This window comes from Herbaspirillum camelliae (assembly GCF_001929405.1).
Taxonomy (GTDB): domain Bacteria; phylum Pseudomonadota; class Gammaproteobacteria; order Burkholderiales; family Burkholderiaceae_D; genus Herbaspirillum; species Herbaspirillum seropedicae.
The window spans coordinates 1,328,240-1,343,882 of sequence record NZ_KV880769.1 but is presented as its reverse complement, the minus strand read 5'-3'; the positions used below and the strand labels follow the sequence as shown (position 1 = coordinate 1,343,882).

Sequence of the window (15,643 nt, the reverse complement as noted above, 5' to 3'; positions counted from 1 at the left end):
ACGCCTGCGAGGAGAGCCCATGTTCACCAAGATCCTGATCGCCAATCGCGGCGAAATCGCCTGCCGCGTGGCAGCCACCGCACGTCGCCTGGGCATCGCCACGGTGGCCGTCTATTCCGATGCCGACGCCCGCGCCAAGCACGTGGCCGCCTGTGATGAAAGCGTGCGCCTGGGCCCCGCCCCGGCACGCGAAAGCTACCTCTGTGCCGAAAAGATCATCGCCGCCGCGCTGGCCACAGGCGCACAGGCGATCCATCCCGGCTATGGTTTCCTGTCGGAGAACGCCGGCTTCGCCCAGGCCTGCGCCGAGGCCGGGCTGGTCTTCATCGGCCCGCCTGCATCCGCCATCGAGGCCATGGGCTCCAAGGCGGCGGCCAAGGCGCTGATGGAACAGGCTGCCGTGCCGCTGGTGCCAGGCTATCACGGCGAAGAACAGGAGAGCGGTTTCCTGCGCAGCCAGGCCGATCGCATCGGCTACCCGGTGCTGCTCAAGGCCAGCGCTGGCGGAGGCGGCAAGGGCATGCGCGTGGTCGAGCGTTCGGAAGACTTCGAAGCCGCGCTGGCCTCCTGCAAGCGCGAGGCCATTGCCAGCTTCGGCGACGATCGCGTGCTGGTGGAAAAATACCTGACCCGTCCGCGCCACATCGAAATCCAGGTCTTCGCCGATGGCCACGGCCACTGCGTCTACCTGTTCGAACGCGACTGCTCCGTGCAACGCCGCCACCAGAAGGTGCTGGAAGAAGCCCCCGCGCCGGGCATGAGCGAAGAACGCCGCGCCGCCATGGGCGAGGCCGCCGTAGCCGCCGCCCGCGCCGTGGGCTATGTGGGCGCAGGCACGGTGGAATTCATCGCCAACCAGGATGGCAGCTTCTATTTCATGGAGATGAATACCCGCCTGCAGGTCGAGCACCCGGTCACCGAAATGATCACCGGTCTCGATCTGGTGGAGTGGCAGTTACGTGTGGCCGCAGGCCAGGCATTGCCGCTGAAGCAAGAGCAACTGCGCATCCACGGCCACGCCATCGAAGCGCGCATCTATGCCGAGAATCCCGAGAAGGGTTTCCTGCCCGCCATCGGCACGCTCACCCGCATGCGCAGTGCTGCGGCGGTGGAATTCCGCCTGGGACAGAGCGAGCCCGGCGACCCGGCGCATGTGCGCATCGACGCGGGTGTGAGAGAAGGCGACGCCATCTCGCCGTTCTATGATCCGATGATCGCCAAGCTCATCGTCTGGGGCGCGGACCGCGACGCCGCCCTGCGCAACATGCAGCGCGCGCTGGCGCACTACCAGGTGGTCGGCCTGGCCACCAATATCGCTTTCCTGCAACGGCTGGTCGCAGGCCAGGCCTTTTCCACGGCGGACCTCGATACCGGACTGATCGAGCGGCATCGCGATACCCTGTTCCCGCCGCCCTCCTCGCCGAATGCCGAGACCCTGGCCCTGGCCGTCGCCGCGATCCTGCAGCAGGAGCACGCCCAAGCCGACCACAGCGATCCCTGGTCGCAACGCAACGGCTGGCGACTCAATAACCGCCTGCTGCGCACGCTGCGTTTCGAGGACGATGCAGGCAACACGACCGTGCAACTGGACTATGCCGGCGACGGCCAGCACTGGTCCTTGCAGATGGACGGGCAGACGCATGCGCTGCAACTGCACGCCGCCGACGGCGACACCCTGATGATCTCGCTGGACGGACGCACCCTGCGCGCCGACGTGCTGCGCGAAGGTGACTGGCTGCACGTCTTCGACGCCCACGGACAGCGCAGCCTGCGCCATGTCGATCCCATGGCCCATGCCGGCCATAGCGAAGCCGAAGGCGGACGCCTGACCGCGCCCATGCCCGGCAAGATCGTCGCGCTGCTGGTGCAGAAAGGCGCGAGCGTAGCGCAAGGCACGCCGCTGCTGATCATGGAGGCGATGAAGATGGAACACGCCATCGCCGCACCCGCCGATGGCGTCGTCGAAGACCTGCTCTACGCGGTCGGCGACCAGGTGGCCGAAGGTGCGCAGTTGCTGGAATTCAAGGCCGCGTGAGCACGCCGCCATGAACGCACCGGCCCTGCACATCGCCGCCAGCATCCATGTGCTGGAACGCGGCTGGCTGTCGTCCAACAATGTGCTGCTGTTCGGGCGCGATGAGGTGGCGATGATCGACAGCGGTTACGTCACCCACGCCGAACAGACCCGCACTCTGGTGCGTCATGTGCTGGCGCAACGAGGGCGGCCCCGGCTGGACCTGCTGGTCAACACCCATCTGCACTCGGACCACTGCGGCGGCAATGCTGCGCTCCAGCAGGAGCACGACTGCCGCATCGCCATCCCCGCTGCAGAAGAAAAGCAGGTCCGCCACTGGGATGAAGACGCGCTAAGCTACCGCGCCACCGGCCAACGCTGCGCGCGTTTTACGCCTACGCAGACCTTGCGCAGCGGCGAAGTGCTGCGCATGGGCGAGCTGGACTGGCAGGTGCTGGCCGCGCCCGGCCATGATCCGCATGCGCTGCTGTTCTACTGCGCGCAGGAGGGCGTGCTGGTCTCGGCTGATGCGCTGTGGCGCAATGGCTTTGGCATTATCTTTCCGGAACTGGACGGCGAATCCGGCTTCGCAGAAGCCCGCGCCACGCTGGAACTGATCCGCAGCCTGGAGGTACGCACCGTCATCCCCGGCCACGGCGCACCCTTCACCGAGGTCGATGATGCGCTGGACAAGGCCTTCTCGCGGCTCGATTACCTGCAGGCCGATCCGCGCCGCAATGCGCATAATGGCGTCAAGGTCCTGGTGAAGTTCCTGCTGATGGAGCGTGGCCGCATCGCGCTCGAGCAGTTGCCGGCGATGATGCGGGAGATCCCGCTGCTGCGCATCACCAATGAACGCCACCTGCAGATGGACGACGTCGCCCTCGCCCGCTGGTGCGTAGCGCAGCTGGAGAAGGCCGGCGCCGCCCATAGCGACGGCGTCTTCCTGCTCGACCGATGAGCGCGCGCACCGGCCTGCCAGCGCCTGAAGCACGGCAGCCATGCTGTTATCATTTCCCGCTTGTTCCCTAGCCTTTGCGATTGCCATGACTGATACCGCCGCACCCCTGCCCTCTTCCGCCCAACGCGTGGCCGACCTGCTGGTCTCCATGGGCCATGACAAGCCGGTCGTGATGCTGCCCTCGACCGGCCGCACCTCTGCCGAAGCCGCCGCCGCCGTCGGTTGCGACGTGGCCGAGATCGCCAAGTCCATCATCTTCCGCCGTCTTTCCGACGACGCCCCGGTGCTGGTCATCGCCAGCGGCGCCAACCGCGTGGACGAAGCCAAGGTCACCGCGCTGACCGGCCCGCTGGGCAAGGCCGACGCCAAGTTCGTGCGTGAGAAGACCGGCTACGCCATCGGCGGCGTCTGCCCGGTCGGCCATGTGGTCAAGCCGGTCATGCTGATCGACCGTGACCTGTTCAACTTCGACAGCATCTGGGCCGCCGCCGGCCATCCCCATGCGCTGTTCAGCCTGACCGCCGCGCAGTTGGAAAAGATGACCGGCGGCGCCGTCGCCGACGTACGCCTGGAAGCGCCGCCCCCGGCCCACTGATATCATCGTTGCAGACAGAGACAAGCCCGCCCATCCCCGCCACGGAGACCCGCCAGATGAACCTGCCCAATAAAGTGAAGATCGTCGAAGTCGGACCGCGCGACGGTTTGCAGAACGAGAAGGAAACCATTTCCGCCGAGGTCAAGATCGAGCTGGTCAATCGTCTCGCCGCGGCGGGCTTTCCGAATGTGGAGGCCGCCTCGTTCGTCTCGCCCAAGTGGGTGCCGCAGATGGCCACCTCCGCCGAGGTCATGCATGGCATCGCGCGCAAGCCCGGCGTGGTGTATTCCGCGCTGGTGCCCAACATGAAGGGCTTCGAGGCCGCGCTGGAGGCGGGCGTGGACGAGGTAGTGATCTTTGGCGCGGCCTCGGAAGCGTTTTCGCAGAAGAACATCAACTGTTCCATTGCCGAATCCATCGACCGTTTTGCCGACGTGGCGCGCGCCGCCAAGGAGCACCGCAAGCGCCTGCGTGCAGCGGTCAGTTGCGCCTTTGGCTGTCCCTACCAGGGCGAGGTGCCGCTGGAGGCCGTGGCCGACGTGGTACGGCGCTTCCGCGAACTGGGCTGTGACGAGATCGACATCGCCGACACCATCGGCGTAGCCACGCCAGGCAAGGTGCGCCCGGTGATGGAAACGGCGATCCGCGAATTCCATATCGAAGGTTTGTCGGGACACTTCCACGATACCTATGGGCAGGCGCTGGCCAACATCTATGCCAGTCTGCAGACGGGCATCAGCATCTATCACGCCTCGGTGGCGGGGCTGGGCGGATGTCCTTATGCCAAGGGCGCGACCGGCAATGTGGCCACTGAAGATGTGCTGTACATGATGAATGGGCTCGGCATCGAGACCGGCGTGGATCTGGACGCCGTGGTGGAGGCGGGGCAGTTCATCTCGCAGCAGCTGGGGCGCAGGTCGGTCAGCAGGGCGGGGAATGCGATCGCGGCGAAACGTGGGGGATGAGCCATAGGCGCTGACACCTCGCGCCGCTGAATCTCATCACGCCGTTTCGCTTCCCGGGCCATTCCCGTTCAGGCAGATGAACGGCTGCCCGCCCAGCCGATGCGCTGGCGCTGCTGCGCCAGCAGCCGACCTCACTGCTGGCGATACCGCCGCAGACCGCGAATCGGATACTTCTCGCGCTTGGCGCGCGTATCCGCCGCCGCCAGCGCCTTCTTCAGCGCACGCTTGTGCAACACCGCCCCGCCGATCACGACGACAGCCGCCAGAGCGATGATGAGGATATTGACCAGATCGAATGTTTGCATGACTTCCCCCTCTTGCAACAACAGGTGAAACACGGGCATGGCCCCTTTCCGGTTTTGCCGGAGCCGCAACGCACCCCCGGTGGCGCTTGCGTGGCCTGTCAGACACCAGGCTTGTGGAAAACATAGCACATGGTTTCGGTGGGACAGTAAATCATATAAATAATTTCCTGAATATTTCCCCTACATGCAACAAAGCCACAAAAAGCACGATCGTAATATTTTGTGGCTTTTTGCCCTATAATCGTCCGACAAACCCGGCCCCGCGCCTTGAAATAACGACAACCCACGAGAGACGACCATGACATCAGCCCCGGCTTATCCGAAAGCGTTGCAAGATCTGCGCCTGCCCATCATCTGCTCACCGATGTTCATCGCCAGCGGTCCGGCCCTGGTGGCGGCGCAGTGCAAGGCGGGGCTGGTGGGGTCGTTTCCGGCGCTCAATGCGCGTCCGGCCGAGCTGCTCGATACCTGGCTGACCCAGTTGCAAGAGGAGCTGGCGCAGTGGCAGGCCGCGCATCCGCAGCGCAAGGTGGGGCCGATTGCGGTTAACCAGATCGTGCACCAGTCCAACGACCGGCTGGCCCAGGACGTGGCCACCTGCGTGAAGCACCAGGTGCCGATCATCATCTCCAGCCTGCGCGCGCCGCCGCAGGAGATGCTGGATGCGGTGCACAGCTATGGCGGCATCGTGCTGCACGATGTGATTTCGCTGCGCCATGCCGAGAAGGCGCTGGAGGCCGGCGTGGACGGGCTCATCCTGGTGGCGGCCGGGGCGGGCGGGCATGCGGGGACGCTCTCGCCGTTCGCGCTGGTGGGCGAGGTGCGCAAGATGTTCAAGGGACCGCTGGTGCTGTCCGGGGCCATCGCTACGGGCGACGCCGTGCTGGCGGCGCAGGCCATGGGCGCGGACTTCGCCTACATGGGCTCGCGCTGGCTGGCCACGCAGGAATCGAATGTGGATGAGGCCTATCGCCAGGCCATCGTCGAGTCCACTGCGGCCGATGTGGTCTACACCAATCTCTTCACGGGCGTACACGGCAATTACCTCAAGAAATCCATCGTCAATGCCGGCCTCGATCCCGACAACCTGCCCGAGGCCGACAAGACCAAGATGAATTTCGGCTCCGGCGGCGGTAGCAAGGCCAAGGCCTGGCGCGACATCTGGGGCGCGGGCCAGGGCGTGGGCCTGATGGATGACGTGCCGACGGTGGCCGAGATGGTGGAGCGGCTGGAGGCCGAATACCGCGCCGCGCGCTCGCGCCTGGCGCTGTAGGCGCGGCCTTGCGCGCACGGGCCTGCGGCTCTCGGCGCGACAGCAGGCGGACCTCTTCCCGGTCCGCCTTTCTTTTTTTGTGCATCCTCGCACCAGCCTGACGGAACGCGCCCCGCACTGGCGCATCCAAGCATGAGCTTGTACGGCTTCTATCCCTGCCGGATGAGCGCTCCCCTCTTCACTTGTGAGATTTGTCCGTCGGACAATTTCTCATTTTTCATCACGCGCTGAAACTGGCGGCACTTCTGCTGCGCCCTCCGGTCGTACCTGTTCGCTTCCTGCCTTCGCAAGGGCCGGGGCTAGCGCCGCACTCAGCTGCAGCGGCACTGCCTCCCTGCGACAAAGAAGAGCCATGACTTTTATGCGAGGACATCACCATGACCAGCTTTCTAAGAACCAGAAAAGATCGTCATCCCAAACACGACAAGCCACGCCTGCCGCACGAACAAGACCAGAACATCGATCGTCAGGACCCGGCGCGCAGTGGCCATCAGGTCGAGCGCCCGGAGATTCGCCAGGCCTACGATGACATCCGCCAGGGCCAGGTCGATACCGACCTGCGCGGCACGGGCGGGCTCGATGAGATGAACAAGGAAGGCGGCAAGCGCGCCGCCAGTGCGCCGCCCAAGCAGCTGGATAAAGACTGAAGAGACTGAAGCCCCGGGATGGCCCGGTCAGCGCTGCTACAGCGCCGACTGCGCCATCCAGTCATGGATCAGGGCCGCGAGTTCCTGCGGCTTTTCCATCGGCGTCATGTGGCCGCAGTCGCGGATGATTTCCAGGCGTGACTGCGGAATCTGCCGCGCCATCTCCTCCGATTCCTCCACACTGCGCAACTTGTCCTGGTCGCTGCTGACGATGAGCACCGGGCAACGTAACTGCTGCAAGCTCTCGGCGTCACTATCCCGCAAGGTCTGCAACTGGCGCAGGAACACCTCCTTGCCATTGGCCAGGGCCATCGCCTGCAGGCGCTCCAGCAAGGCGCGCTCGCCGCTGCGCGCCGGGTGCAGCGACGAGGCCAGCGCCCGCGAGGTCAATCCCTTGAAGGGCGTACGCTGGGCCAGCTCGATCTGCGCCAGCGTACCGGCCGATTCACGCTCGGTCTGCGGGCGCGACGAGGTGTTGAGCAGGGCCAGCCCTGCTACCCGCTCGGGCGCCATCAGTGCCATGGCCTGCGCCACGAAGCCTCCCATCGAGAAACCGAACAGCACGAAGCGCTCGGGTGCATTGCGCAACACTGAGGCGGCCAGGGCGCGGATGCCGATCTCCTGGCCGAGATCGCCGAAATGCAGTGCGCCCAGCGCCTCCAGGTCGGGCTGCATGTCGTCCCAGAGATGATGATTGAGCATGAAGCCGGGCAGCAGGACCAGGTTGCGCATGGGATTCCTTACGACGTTGAACAAAGAAGAGAACGAAAAACGCCACCGCAAGCAGCTATTGCAGCCACTGCGCGCGCCGGCTCGACAGCGCCATGGCCAGGCACAGCGCGCCCAGCAGCGCCAGCGCCGCCTGCAAGCCCCAGCCATGGGCCAGGAAGCCGAACACGGGCGGCCCGATCAGGCTGCCGCTGTAACCCAGCGTGGCCACGGCGGCCAGGGCGGTCGAGCCGTGCCGGCCGGCGGCGCTGAAGACGAACGGGAACACCGCCGCCACGCCCGCGCCGGCAATGGCAAACCCGAGGATGGCCGGCGTCATGCCCTGCGCGGTCACGGCCAGCACCATCCCGCCGGTGGCCACCAGGGTGCCGATCGAGACCACGCGGCGCGCATCATAACGCGCCTTGAGGCCGTCGCCGACCATGCGCATGACCAGCATCATGCCGGCAAAGGCGGCATAGGCCAGGGGCGTGGCGCCATCGCTGGCGCCGATGTGGTCCTTCATGTAGATACCGCTCCAGTCGGCCACCGACCCTTCGACGATGGCGCCGCAAAAGGCGATCACGCCCAGCACCACCAGATGGCCATGCGGCAGCGCGAAGAGCTGGCGCTGCGGATCGTATTGCGGACGGTCATCGGGTAGCGCCTGGCAACTGGCGTAAAGCGGCCAGACCAGCAGCGCCGCCGCCAGCAGGAAGTGCCACAGCGGCGCCACGCCCAGGCCGGCCACGGCGCTGGCGATCAGCGCGCCGGAGAAGGTGCCGACGCAGAACCAGCCATGCAGCATCGACATGATGGGCCGGCCGGCCTCGCGCTCGGCCTGTGCGCCCAGCGCATTGATGGCCACGTCGAAACAGCTGGAGGCCGCGCCATACAAGGTGCAGACCGCCATCAGCGTCCACAGCCCGGGGGCCAGCGCCAGCAGCGGCAATGAGAGCAGCAGCACCAGCCCGGCGTAGAGGCTGCTGTGGCGCGCGCCGTAATGGCCGGTGATCCAGGCCGCCAGCGGAAAGGAGCCGACCGCGCCGATGCCGCCGCACAGCAGGACCAGGGCCAGCGTGGCCGCGTCCAGTTGCAACTGGTCCCGGATGGCGGGAATGCGCGCCGCCCAAGTGGAAAAGACCACACCCAGCAGCAGGAACAGAAAAGGGATGGCGATCTTGCGCCAGGCCTGGTGGTTTTGCGGAAGCGCGGGAATGCAATGCTTGGTTGTCATCGGGATGTCAGGAATGTAAACTGCCAGAAACTCATTTATCTTCAGCAATGAGTCTCAGTATTGCCTCCGCTATTATCCGACAACCGGGAAGGACGCAGGAATGCGGCCTTTGTCGGACCCGGCGGGAGAGGGCAATAGGGGGCCCGCCGTGGGACGGCGGCCAATGCCAGAGGTTCAAAGCGGGTGCAAGCCCGCCTCGCCAGATCACGCATCCAGCCGCTTCTGACGACAACCGACTCCGCCAGCGGCGGCGACTCGCAGGGACAGGGATGCCAGTTTCAGAATCAAACAAGATCTACCAGGAAGTCATCAACGCCATGATCGCCGTGCATCGGCTGACCGATGGCTATACGCCCAACCACGAGGACCAGACCGCCGAGCTGGCTGTCATGATCGGGCGTCACCTGGACCTGGCCACCGAGCGCATCGACGCGCTGCACATGGCCTCGCGGGTGCATGACATCGGCAAGGCCACGATTCCGCTGGCGCTGTTGACCAAGCCGGGCCGCATCAGCGTGGAAGAATATGACGTGCTCAAGACGCACGTACAATTCGGTTACGAGATTCTCAACAAGATCAGTTTCCCCTTCAACCTGGCCGAAATCGTCCATTGCCATCACGAGTATCTGGACGGCAGCGGCTATCCGCGCGGCATCAGCGGCGACGAGATCCCGCTGGAAGCCCGCATCCTGACCGTGGCCGACATTGTCGAGTCGATGTCGGCCGACCGCCCCTACCGCAAGTCCTTGGGCATGAGTGCGGCGCTGGACGAGATCCAGCGGCAAAGCGGCGTGCGGCTGGACACCGTTGTGGTGGACGCCTGCCTGGATGTGGTCAAGCGCAGCAACTGGCGTCCCATCTCCAACTGAGCCGCGCCCTTGGGCTACACTGGGCGTCATAACATCACAATGACACCCGGAGACGCCACCCCATGCCCACCGACGCGGCCCGCCCGCCCTCGCCTTTCATCCTGCAGCATCCCATCCTGACTGCGCTGGCCCTGTCGCTGGGCACCGCCGTGGCGCTGGGCGTGGCGCGTTTCTCGTATGCGCTGCTGCTGGCGCCGATGCGCGCCGACCTGGGCTGGCCCTATCTGGTGGCGGGTGGCATGAATACCGGCAACGCGCTGGGCTACCTGCTGGGCGCGCTGGCCACGCCGCTGCTGATGCGCCGCTTCCTGGCGCACCGGGTCCTGATCGCTGGCGCATTCGCCACGGCGCTGCTGTCCTTCCTGCCGGCGCTGACCACTGACACGCTGCTGCAACTGCTGCTGCGCGTGGTCACCGGGGTGAGCAGCGCGCTGATCTTTGTCTCGGGCGGCCTGCTGGTGAGCCGGCTGGCGGCCATGCACGGACATCGTGCCGGGCTGTTGCTGGGACTGTATTACGGCGGGACGGGACTGGGCATCGTGGCGGCCTCGCTGCTGGTGCCGCCGGTCATGGCGGCAGCGGCAGCACACGGCGCACCCCATCCCTGGCAATGGGCCTGGCTGCTGCTGGGGACGCTGGCGCTGGTGGCCAGCCTGGTGATGGCCGGGCCGGCGCGCCTCATGCCCGCGACGGCTGCGCAAGTCCAGGGCAACGGGCGCTGGCAGGCGCGCAGCCTCCTCTTCGGGCTGATCGGCTATCTCTTCTTTGGGCTGGGCTATATCGGCTACATGACCTTCGTCATCGCGCTGCTCAAGGAAGAAGGCATGCCCGCCGAGCGCATCACGCTGTTCTTTGCCTTGCTGGGAGCGGCCACCTTCGCTTCTTCACGCATCTGGGCGCGCATGCTGGATCGCTTCCGGGGCGGCCAGTCGTTGGCCATCCTCAATGGCCTGCTGGCGCTGGCAACCGTGTTGCCGGCGCTGACCGCCGAGCCGGTGGCGGTGTTTGCTTCCGGCCTGCTGTTCGGCGGCTGCTTCCTCTCGGCAGTGGCTTCGACCACCGCCATGGTGCGGCACAACCTGCCGCCGCATCACTGGCCGGCGGGCATCAGCGCCTTCACCATCATCTTTGCGGTGGGCCAGATCATTGGCCCCACCATCGTCGGCTGGATTGCCGATGGCGCAGGCGGACTGCAACGCGGGCTGACGTTTTCGGCACTGACCTTGCTGACCGGCGCGCTGGTGGCCTGGCGACAACGCCCGCTGGCTTGAACAGAACGGCCGGGGACGCAGGCTGCTGCCCTGCGCCAGACCGAGGTCACCAGAACGGCGCCGAGATCAGCAGCACCAGGATCAGCACTGCGCCTGCGGCCTTCCAGGGCCATTTGTAGGTTCGTCCTTGCATGGGTTGTCCTCCTCTGAAGTGTAGAGCCGCAGGAAATGCGGCAGATGGGGACATCCTAAAGGGCGGCCACCCGGCCATACAATCGGCCATCAAGGTAGGCGTGCGTAGGAATGGAAGAAAACCAGCTTGACGTTTTCTGCACATCGGGCCGCGCGGTCAATACCGGCGCGGCCCGCAGGGGAGCTGCTGCTACTGCTGGCCGAGATGGCGGCGCAGCGCCTCCACCAAGGTACCGCAATCCTCATCGGTGCCGATGGTGATGCGCAGGAACTGGCTGATGCGCTCGCTCTTGAAGTGACGCACGATGATGCCGTCGGCGCGCAATGCCGCCGCCAGTTGCGCCACGTCGTGCTGCGGATGACGCACGAAGAGGAAGTTGGCCGCCGAGGGCAAGACCTGGAATCCAAGTCCTGCAAGCTGGGCAGCCAGCGCAGTGCGGCTGGCGATGACCATGTCGCAGGTCTTGCGGAAGTAGTCCTCATCGTCGATGGCAGCGGTCGCGCCGGCAATGGCGGGGCGGTCCAGCGGATAGGAGTTGAAGCTGTTCTTGACGCGCTCCAGCGCATCGATCAGGTCGGCATGGCCGACCGCAAAGCCCACGCGCATGCCGGCCAGCGCGCGCGACTTGGACAGGGTCTGCACCACCAGCAGGTTGGGATAGCGCTGCACCAGCGGGATGGCGCTCTGGCCGCCGAAATCGATGTAGGCCTCATCGACCACCACCACACGTTCAGGGTTGCCCTGCAGGATGCGCTCGACGTCTTCCAGTCCGAGCAGGCAGCCGGTGGGCGCATTCGGATTGGGGAAGATGATGCCGCCGATGGCCTCGCCATGGCCCAGGTAGTCCTCGCTGCGCAGGGTGAAGTCCTCGGCCAGCGGCACGGCGCGATACTCGACCTGGTACAGGCCGGCATAGGTGGGATAGAAGCTGTAGGTGATGTCCGGGAAGAGGATGGGCTTGCCATGCTGCAGCAGCGCGTGGAAGGCATGCGCCAGCACTTCATCGGAACCGTTGCCCACGAACACCTCGCGCACGCTGACGCCATCGGCGGCGTGACGGCGGGCAATGGCCTGCTTCAGAGGTTCGGCGTCCGGATTGGGATACAGGCGCAGGCTGTCGCTGACTTCGCGGGCGATGGCCTGCAAGGCCAGCGGCGAGGGACCGTAGGGGCTTTCATTGGTGTTGAGCTTGACCAGACGGGCGATCTTGGGTTGTTCGCCGGGGGTATAGGGCGTCAGGCGGCTGACGATGGGGCTCCAGAACTTGCTCATGAGAATGCGGCCCCTGCCGGGCCGTGCAGAATTGAGGGGAAAGCGCAGATGGTAGCAAACTTGCCGCCCACCGGCGCCAGCCGCCCTGGAAATCTCAGAAATAGGGACGGTAGCGTGGCTGGCGCGGGGCGTCAGCGCCAGAGTGCAGCGAAGCCCCGGCTACAGGCTGCACCGCAGGTGCAACGCTGCTGCTGAGCAGGGAGATAGCGCGGCTGGCGGTCTCGGGCGGCAGGCCGATCAGGTCCTGGCAGGCCCGTTGCAGGGCCGGCAGCGTCGCAAATCCCGCTGCGGCCGGATGTAGGGTAACGCCGGCATCGTCCATGCGCGCCAGCTGCGCCAACACCCAGGCCACGCGCTGCTCACGCACCAGGCTGCGCAGCGATTCGCCTTCGGCAAAGAGCAGGGCACGCAACCGCGCCGTGCTGAGCTGCCAGTCGTCGGCGATGCGCCCGGCGCACCAGTGCGCGGCGGGCTGCGCGAAGATGGCGGCGGCCAGACGGCGAGCGTGGGGCTTGCTGGTATCGGCGGCGCGCTCCAGGTCGGCGCTGGATTGCGTATCCAAGGCCAGTGACCAGACGGCCGGACGCATGCCCTGCGCACCCACGCGCGGATGGGCCAGGCAGGCAAAGCGCACGAACGAGGGCACCGTGAAGCTCTCGCCCTCACCCAGCTCGACGGCCACGCCGCCGCTCTTCAAGGTGGCGGCGCCCTTCCATACCCGCACGCGCGCCGGTGCGGCAAAGCGCAGGTCGTGCAGGTGCAAGTGATGATGGGTGACGATGGCCATGGATGTTTGCGATACGGTATCAGCCCCGGGAGGTTGCCCCGATCTTAAGGCAGGGACGGCGGCAAGACTGTCATCGTGGTGACAGGCCGCTTACAGTGAGGCCATGCCGAAGGCGCGCAAGCCATCCAGGTCGACCACGCGGATGCTCTGGTAGGAAATCTCCACCAGGCCTAGCTCGGCCAGGCGGCGCATGGCCTGGTTCACGCGCTGGCGCGACAGGCCGGTCAAGAGACCGATCTCTTCCTGCGACAGCTCCAGCACCTTGGACGTACGCGGATACAGCATGGGATGGAACAGCTGTGCAATGGCCTGCGCCACGCGGGCATCGACATCGAGCAGGCGCTCGTTCTGGACGGTCGCGATGAACTGGCCCATGCGCTCGTTCAACTGGCCGATCACGAAGGCATTGAAGGGCAGGCTCTCGGCCATGAGGCGATGAAAGGTATCGGCCGGCACCAGCAGGATCTGCGAGGCGCGGATGGCGATGACGTCATAGCGGCGCGGCTCGCGCTTGATAACGCTGCCCTCGCCGCACCAGCCGCCTTCGGGCACGCCCGAGAGCGTGCTGCTGCGACCATCGATGTTGTAGACGGCCAGCTTGATCAAGCCCTCATGCACGCCGATCCAGTATTGCGAGAGCTCGCCGCGCCGGGCCACGAAGGCATCGGCGGCATAGCGCACGCGCTGGGTGGTGGCGGCCGCCAGCGCACGATGCTCGCTGGCCAGCGCGGCGAACCAGTCGTATTGCGGCAGAAGCTGCGCCATCGGGCTGCTCATAGGATAGGGTAGGCACGGAGGTGGAGGGAAACGGCAAACATTGTCGCATGTCAGCCTTGTCGTCGTGATGACAAAGCGCAAGGCGGCATCGGTGCTACCCTAGCGCGATAGCACGCGGCTGATAAAAAATGCACAGGCCGCCACCACCATCCCCGCTGCAAGGAGACCAGCATGGCAGACTTCGACACCGGCCTTGGCCGCAACGCCGCCAATTACGCGGCCCTCACGCCCATCGACTTCATCGCGCGCGCAGCCGCCGTCTATGGCAAGCGCACCGCCATCATCCACGGCGCGCTGCGCCAGGACTGGGACCAGACCTATCGCCGCACGCGCCGCCTGGCCAGCGCCCTGCAAGGCCTGGGGGTGGGCAAGAACGATACCGTCTCGGCCATGCTGCCCAATACGCCGGCGATGGTGGAGGCGCACTTTGGTGTTCCCATGGCGGGAGCGGTGTTGAATGCACTCAACATCCGGCTCGATGCCGAATCCATCGTCTTCATGCTGCGCCATGGCGAGGCCAAGGTGCTGCTCATCGACAGCGAATTCGCCGCGCTGGCCCAGCAGTTGCGCACGCAATTGCCGGCGCTGAAGATCGTCGAGGTGTTCGACGAACTGGGTCCGCCGCCGGTGGCGGGCGAGCGCTTCGGCCATCTGGAATACGAGGCCTTGCTGGCCGATGGCGATGAAGATTTCCAATGGCAATGGCCCGCCGACGAGTGGGATGCGATTGCGCTCAATTACACCTCAGGCACCACCGGCGACCCCAAGGGCGTGGTCTATCACCATCGCGGCGCGGCCTTGAATGCGGTTTCCAACATCCTCGAATGGGACTTGCCCAAGCATCCGGTCTACCTGTGGACGCTGCCCATGTTCCATTGCAATGGCTGGTGCTTCCCGTGGACGGTGGCGGCACGCGCAGGCGTGAACGTCTGCCTGCGCAAGTTCGAGCCCAAGCTGGTGTTCGACCTGATCGCCGAACATGGCATCACGCACTATTGCGCCGCGCCCATAGTGCATGCGGCGCTGGCCAATGCGCCCGAAGGCTGGCGCGCCGGCATACGCGGACCGGTCAAGGCGATGGTGGCCGGTGCGCCGCCGCCAGCGGCCGTGCTGGCCAAGATGGAGGCGATGCAGTTCGAGCTGACCCATGTGTATGGCCTGACCGAGGTCTATGGCCCGGCCGCCGTGTGTGCGGAACAGGATGAATGGAACACGCTGTCGGTGGACCAGCGCGCCGTGCAGAAGTCGCGCCAGGGCGTGCGCTATCACCTGCAGAGCGGGGTCACGGTGCTCTCACCGGACACCATGGAGCCGGTGGCCGCCGATGGCGAGGAAATCGGCGAGATCATGTTCCGCGGCAACATCTGCATGAAGGGTTACCTGAAGAACGACCGTGCGACCCACGAAGCCTTTGCCGGCGGCTGGTTCCATACCGGCGACCTGGGCGTGATGAATGCCGATGGCTATATCAAGATCAAGGATCGCAGCAAGGACATCATCATCTCCGGCGGGGAAAACATTTCCAGCGTGGAAGTGGAAGACGTGCTGTACCGCCATCCCGCCGTGCTGGCCGCCGCAGTGGTGGCGCAGCCCGACGAGAAATGGGGGGAGACGCCCTGCGCCTTTGTCGAACTGAAGGAAGGGGCCGAGGTCGGCGCGGCTGAACTGACCGAGTTCTGCCGCAGCCACCTGGCTGGCTTCAAGGTGCCCAAGGCGATCTACTTCGGCCCGCTGCCCAAGACGTCCACCGGCAAGATCCAGAAGTTCGAGCTGCGCAAGCGCATGAAGTCGGACAGCGCCATCAACGTCTGAGGCGCTGCCCTACGGCA

The 15,643-nt window shown here is 65.7% G+C and carries 15 protein-coding genes; 9 read left to right on the top strand and 6 right to left on the bottom strand.

Annotated elements, in window-relative coordinates:
- Positions 1–19: 19 nt before the first annotated feature.
- The 4 genes from BGK68_RS06080 to BGK68_RS06065 all read left to right on the top strand — a co-directional run bounded on the left by BGK68_RS06080 (position 20) and on the right by BGK68_RS06065 (position 4,535).
- Positions 20–2,035, top strand: coding sequence for an acetyl/propionyl/methylcrotonyl-CoA carboxylase subunit alpha (locus BGK68_RS06080; protein ID WP_075256332.1), 2,016 nt, complete (start codon positions 20–22; stop codon positions 2,033–2,035).
- Positions 2,036–2,045: 10 nt separating this feature from the next.
- Positions 2,046–2,975: an MBL fold metallo-hydrolase gene (locus tag BGK68_RS06075; protein WP_075256331.1), complete on the top strand. Its 930-nt coding sequence runs from the start codon at positions 2,046–2,048 to the stop codon at positions 2,973–2,975.
- Between the two features lie 85 nt (positions 2,976–3,060).
- Positions 3,061–3,570, top strand: coding sequence for a YbaK/EbsC family protein (locus tag BGK68_RS06070; RefSeq protein ID WP_075256330.1), 510 nt, complete (start codon positions 3,061–3,063; stop codon positions 3,568–3,570).
- A gap of 56 nt (positions 3,571–3,626) precedes the next feature.
- On the top strand, positions 3,627–4,535 hold the full coding sequence (locus BGK68_RS06065) for a hydroxymethylglutaryl-CoA lyase (protein ID WP_075256329.1): 909 nt from the start codon (positions 3,627–3,629) through the stop codon (positions 4,533–4,535).
- A 131-nt stretch (positions 4,536–4,666) separates the two neighbouring features.
- Here the strand turns inward: BGK68_RS06065 and BGK68_RS27980 are convergent, their stop codons facing one another.
- Entirely contained in the window at positions 4,667–4,840 is a 174-nt protein-coding gene (locus tag BGK68_RS27980) for a hypothetical protein (RefSeq protein WP_198937165.1), read from the bottom strand.
- A gap of 298 nt (positions 4,841–5,138) precedes the next feature.
- Here BGK68_RS27980 and BGK68_RS06055 point away from each other — a divergent pair, with 298 nt between their 5' ends.
- The gene (locus BGK68_RS06055) at positions 5,139–6,113 is read left to right on the top strand and encodes an NAD(P)H-dependent flavin oxidoreductase (RefSeq protein WP_075256327.1); all 975 of its coding nucleotides are present in this window, start codon (positions 5,139–5,141) and stop codon (positions 6,111–6,113) included.
- Positions 6,114–6,490: 377 nt separating this feature from the next.
- The gene (locus BGK68_RS06050; RefSeq protein ID WP_075256326.1) at positions 6,491–6,760 is read left to right on the top strand and encodes a hypothetical protein; all 270 of its coding nucleotides are present in this window, start codon (positions 6,491–6,493) and stop codon (positions 6,758–6,760) included.
- A gap of 36 nt (positions 6,761–6,796) precedes the next feature.
- On the opposite strand, the gene BGK68_RS06045 is transcribed toward BGK68_RS06050, so the two are convergent.
- Both BGK68_RS06045 and BGK68_RS06040 read right to left on the bottom strand, forming a co-directional pair.
- Positions 6,797–7,492, bottom strand: coding sequence for an alpha/beta fold hydrolase (locus tag BGK68_RS06045; RefSeq protein ID WP_075256325.1), 696 nt, complete (start codon positions 7,490–7,492; stop codon positions 6,797–6,799).
- 55 nt (positions 7,493–7,547) lie between these two features.
- Complete coding sequence (locus BGK68_RS06040) at positions 7,548–8,705, bottom strand: MFS transporter (protein WP_075256324.1); 1,158 nt, start codon at positions 8,703–8,705, stop codon at positions 7,548–7,550.
- Positions 8,706–8,974: 269 nt separating this feature from the next.
- Here BGK68_RS06040 and BGK68_RS06035 point away from each other — a divergent pair, with 269 nt between their 5' ends.
- Positions 8,975–9,574 carry an HD-GYP domain-containing protein gene (locus BGK68_RS06035; protein WP_075256323.1) on the top strand — a complete coding sequence of 200 codons (600 nt, stop codon included), beginning with the start codon at positions 8,975–8,977 and terminating at the stop codon, positions 9,572–9,574.
- A gap of 62 nt (positions 9,575–9,636) precedes the next feature.
- Positions 9,637–10,845: a YbfB/YjiJ family MFS transporter gene (locus BGK68_RS06030; protein ID WP_075256322.1), complete on the top strand. Its 1,209-nt coding sequence runs from the start codon at positions 9,637–9,639 to the stop codon at positions 10,843–10,845.
- 322 nt (positions 10,846–11,167) lie between these two features.
- Here BGK68_RS06030 and hisC read toward each other — a convergent pair whose 3' ends face one another.
- The 3 genes from hisC to BGK68_RS06015 all read right to left on the bottom strand — a co-directional run bounded on the left by hisC (position 11,168) and on the right by BGK68_RS06015 (position 13,802).
- Complete coding sequence (gene hisC, locus BGK68_RS06025; RefSeq protein ID WP_075256321.1) at positions 11,168–12,250, bottom strand: histidinol-phosphate transaminase; 1,083 nt, start codon at positions 12,248–12,250, stop codon at positions 11,168–11,170.
- 94 nt (positions 12,251–12,344) lie between these two features.
- Positions 12,345–13,037, bottom strand: a complete 693-nt coding sequence (locus BGK68_RS06020; RefSeq protein WP_075256320.1) for a hypothetical protein — start codon at positions 13,035–13,037, stop codon at positions 12,345–12,347.
- Positions 13,038–13,127: 90 nt separating this feature from the next.
- The gene (locus BGK68_RS06015; RefSeq protein WP_075256319.1) at positions 13,128–13,802 is read right to left on the bottom strand and encodes a Crp/Fnr family transcriptional regulator; all 675 of its coding nucleotides are present in this window, start codon (positions 13,800–13,802) and stop codon (positions 13,128–13,130) included.
- 183 nt (positions 13,803–13,985) lie between these two features.
- On the opposite strand from BGK68_RS06015, the gene BGK68_RS06010 reads away from it, so the two are divergent.
- Positions 13,986–15,626, top strand: coding sequence for an acyl-CoA synthetase (locus BGK68_RS06010; RefSeq protein WP_075256318.1), 1,641 nt, complete (start codon positions 13,986–13,988; stop codon positions 15,624–15,626).
- Positions 15,627–15,643 lie beyond the last annotated feature (17 nt).

Bases quoted from the DNA above. Each gene is read 5' to 3' on its own strand.
- BGK68_RS06080 (WP_075256332.1), top strand. From the start codon at position 20: ATGTTCACCAAGATCCTGATCGCCAATCGCGGCGAAATCGCCTGCCGC.
- BGK68_RS06075 (WP_075256331.1), top strand. From the start codon at position 2,046: ATGAACGCACCGGCCCTGCACATCGCCGCCAGCATCCATGTGCTGGAA.
- BGK68_RS06070 (WP_075256330.1), top strand. From the start codon at position 3,061: ATGACTGATACCGCCGCACCCCTGCCCTCTTCCGCCCAACGCGTGGCC.
- BGK68_RS06065 (WP_075256329.1), top strand. From the start codon at position 3,627: ATGAACCTGCCCAATAAAGTGAAGATCGTCGAAGTCGGACCGCGCGAC.
- BGK68_RS27980 (WP_198937165.1), bottom strand. From the start codon at position 4,840: ATGCAAACATTCGATCTGGTCAATATCCTCATCATCGCTCTGGCGGCT.
- BGK68_RS06055 (WP_075256327.1), top strand. From the start codon at position 5,139: ATGACATCAGCCCCGGCTTATCCGAAAGCGTTGCAAGATCTGCGCCTG.
- BGK68_RS06050 (WP_075256326.1), top strand. From the start codon at position 6,491: ATGACCAGCTTTCTAAGAACCAGAAAAGATCGTCATCCCAAACACGAC.
- BGK68_RS06045 (WP_075256325.1), bottom strand. From the start codon at position 7,492: ATGCGCAACCTGGTCCTGCTGCCCGGCTTCATGCTCAATCATCATCTC.
- BGK68_RS06040 (WP_075256324.1), bottom strand. From the start codon at position 8,705: ATGACAACCAAGCATTGCATTCCCGCGCTTCCGCAAAACCACCAGGCC.
- BGK68_RS06035 (WP_075256323.1), top strand. From the start codon at position 8,975: ATGCCAGTTTCAGAATCAAACAAGATCTACCAGGAAGTCATCAACGCC.
- BGK68_RS06030 (WP_075256322.1), top strand. From the start codon at position 9,637: ATGCCCACCGACGCGGCCCGCCCGCCCTCGCCTTTCATCCTGCAGCAT.
- hisC (WP_075256321.1), bottom strand. From the start codon at position 12,250: ATGAGCAAGTTCTGGAGCCCCATCGTCAGCCGCCTGACGCCCTATACC.
- BGK68_RS06020 (WP_075256320.1), bottom strand. From the start codon at position 13,037: ATGGCCATCGTCACCCATCATCACTTGCACCTGCACGACCTGCGCTTT.
- BGK68_RS06015 (WP_075256319.1), bottom strand. From the start codon at position 13,802: ATGGCGCAGCTTCTGCCGCAATACGACTGGTTCGCCGCGCTGGCCAGC.
- BGK68_RS06010 (WP_075256318.1), top strand. From the start codon at position 13,986: ATGGCAGACTTCGACACCGGCCTTGGCCGCAACGCCGCCAATTACGCG.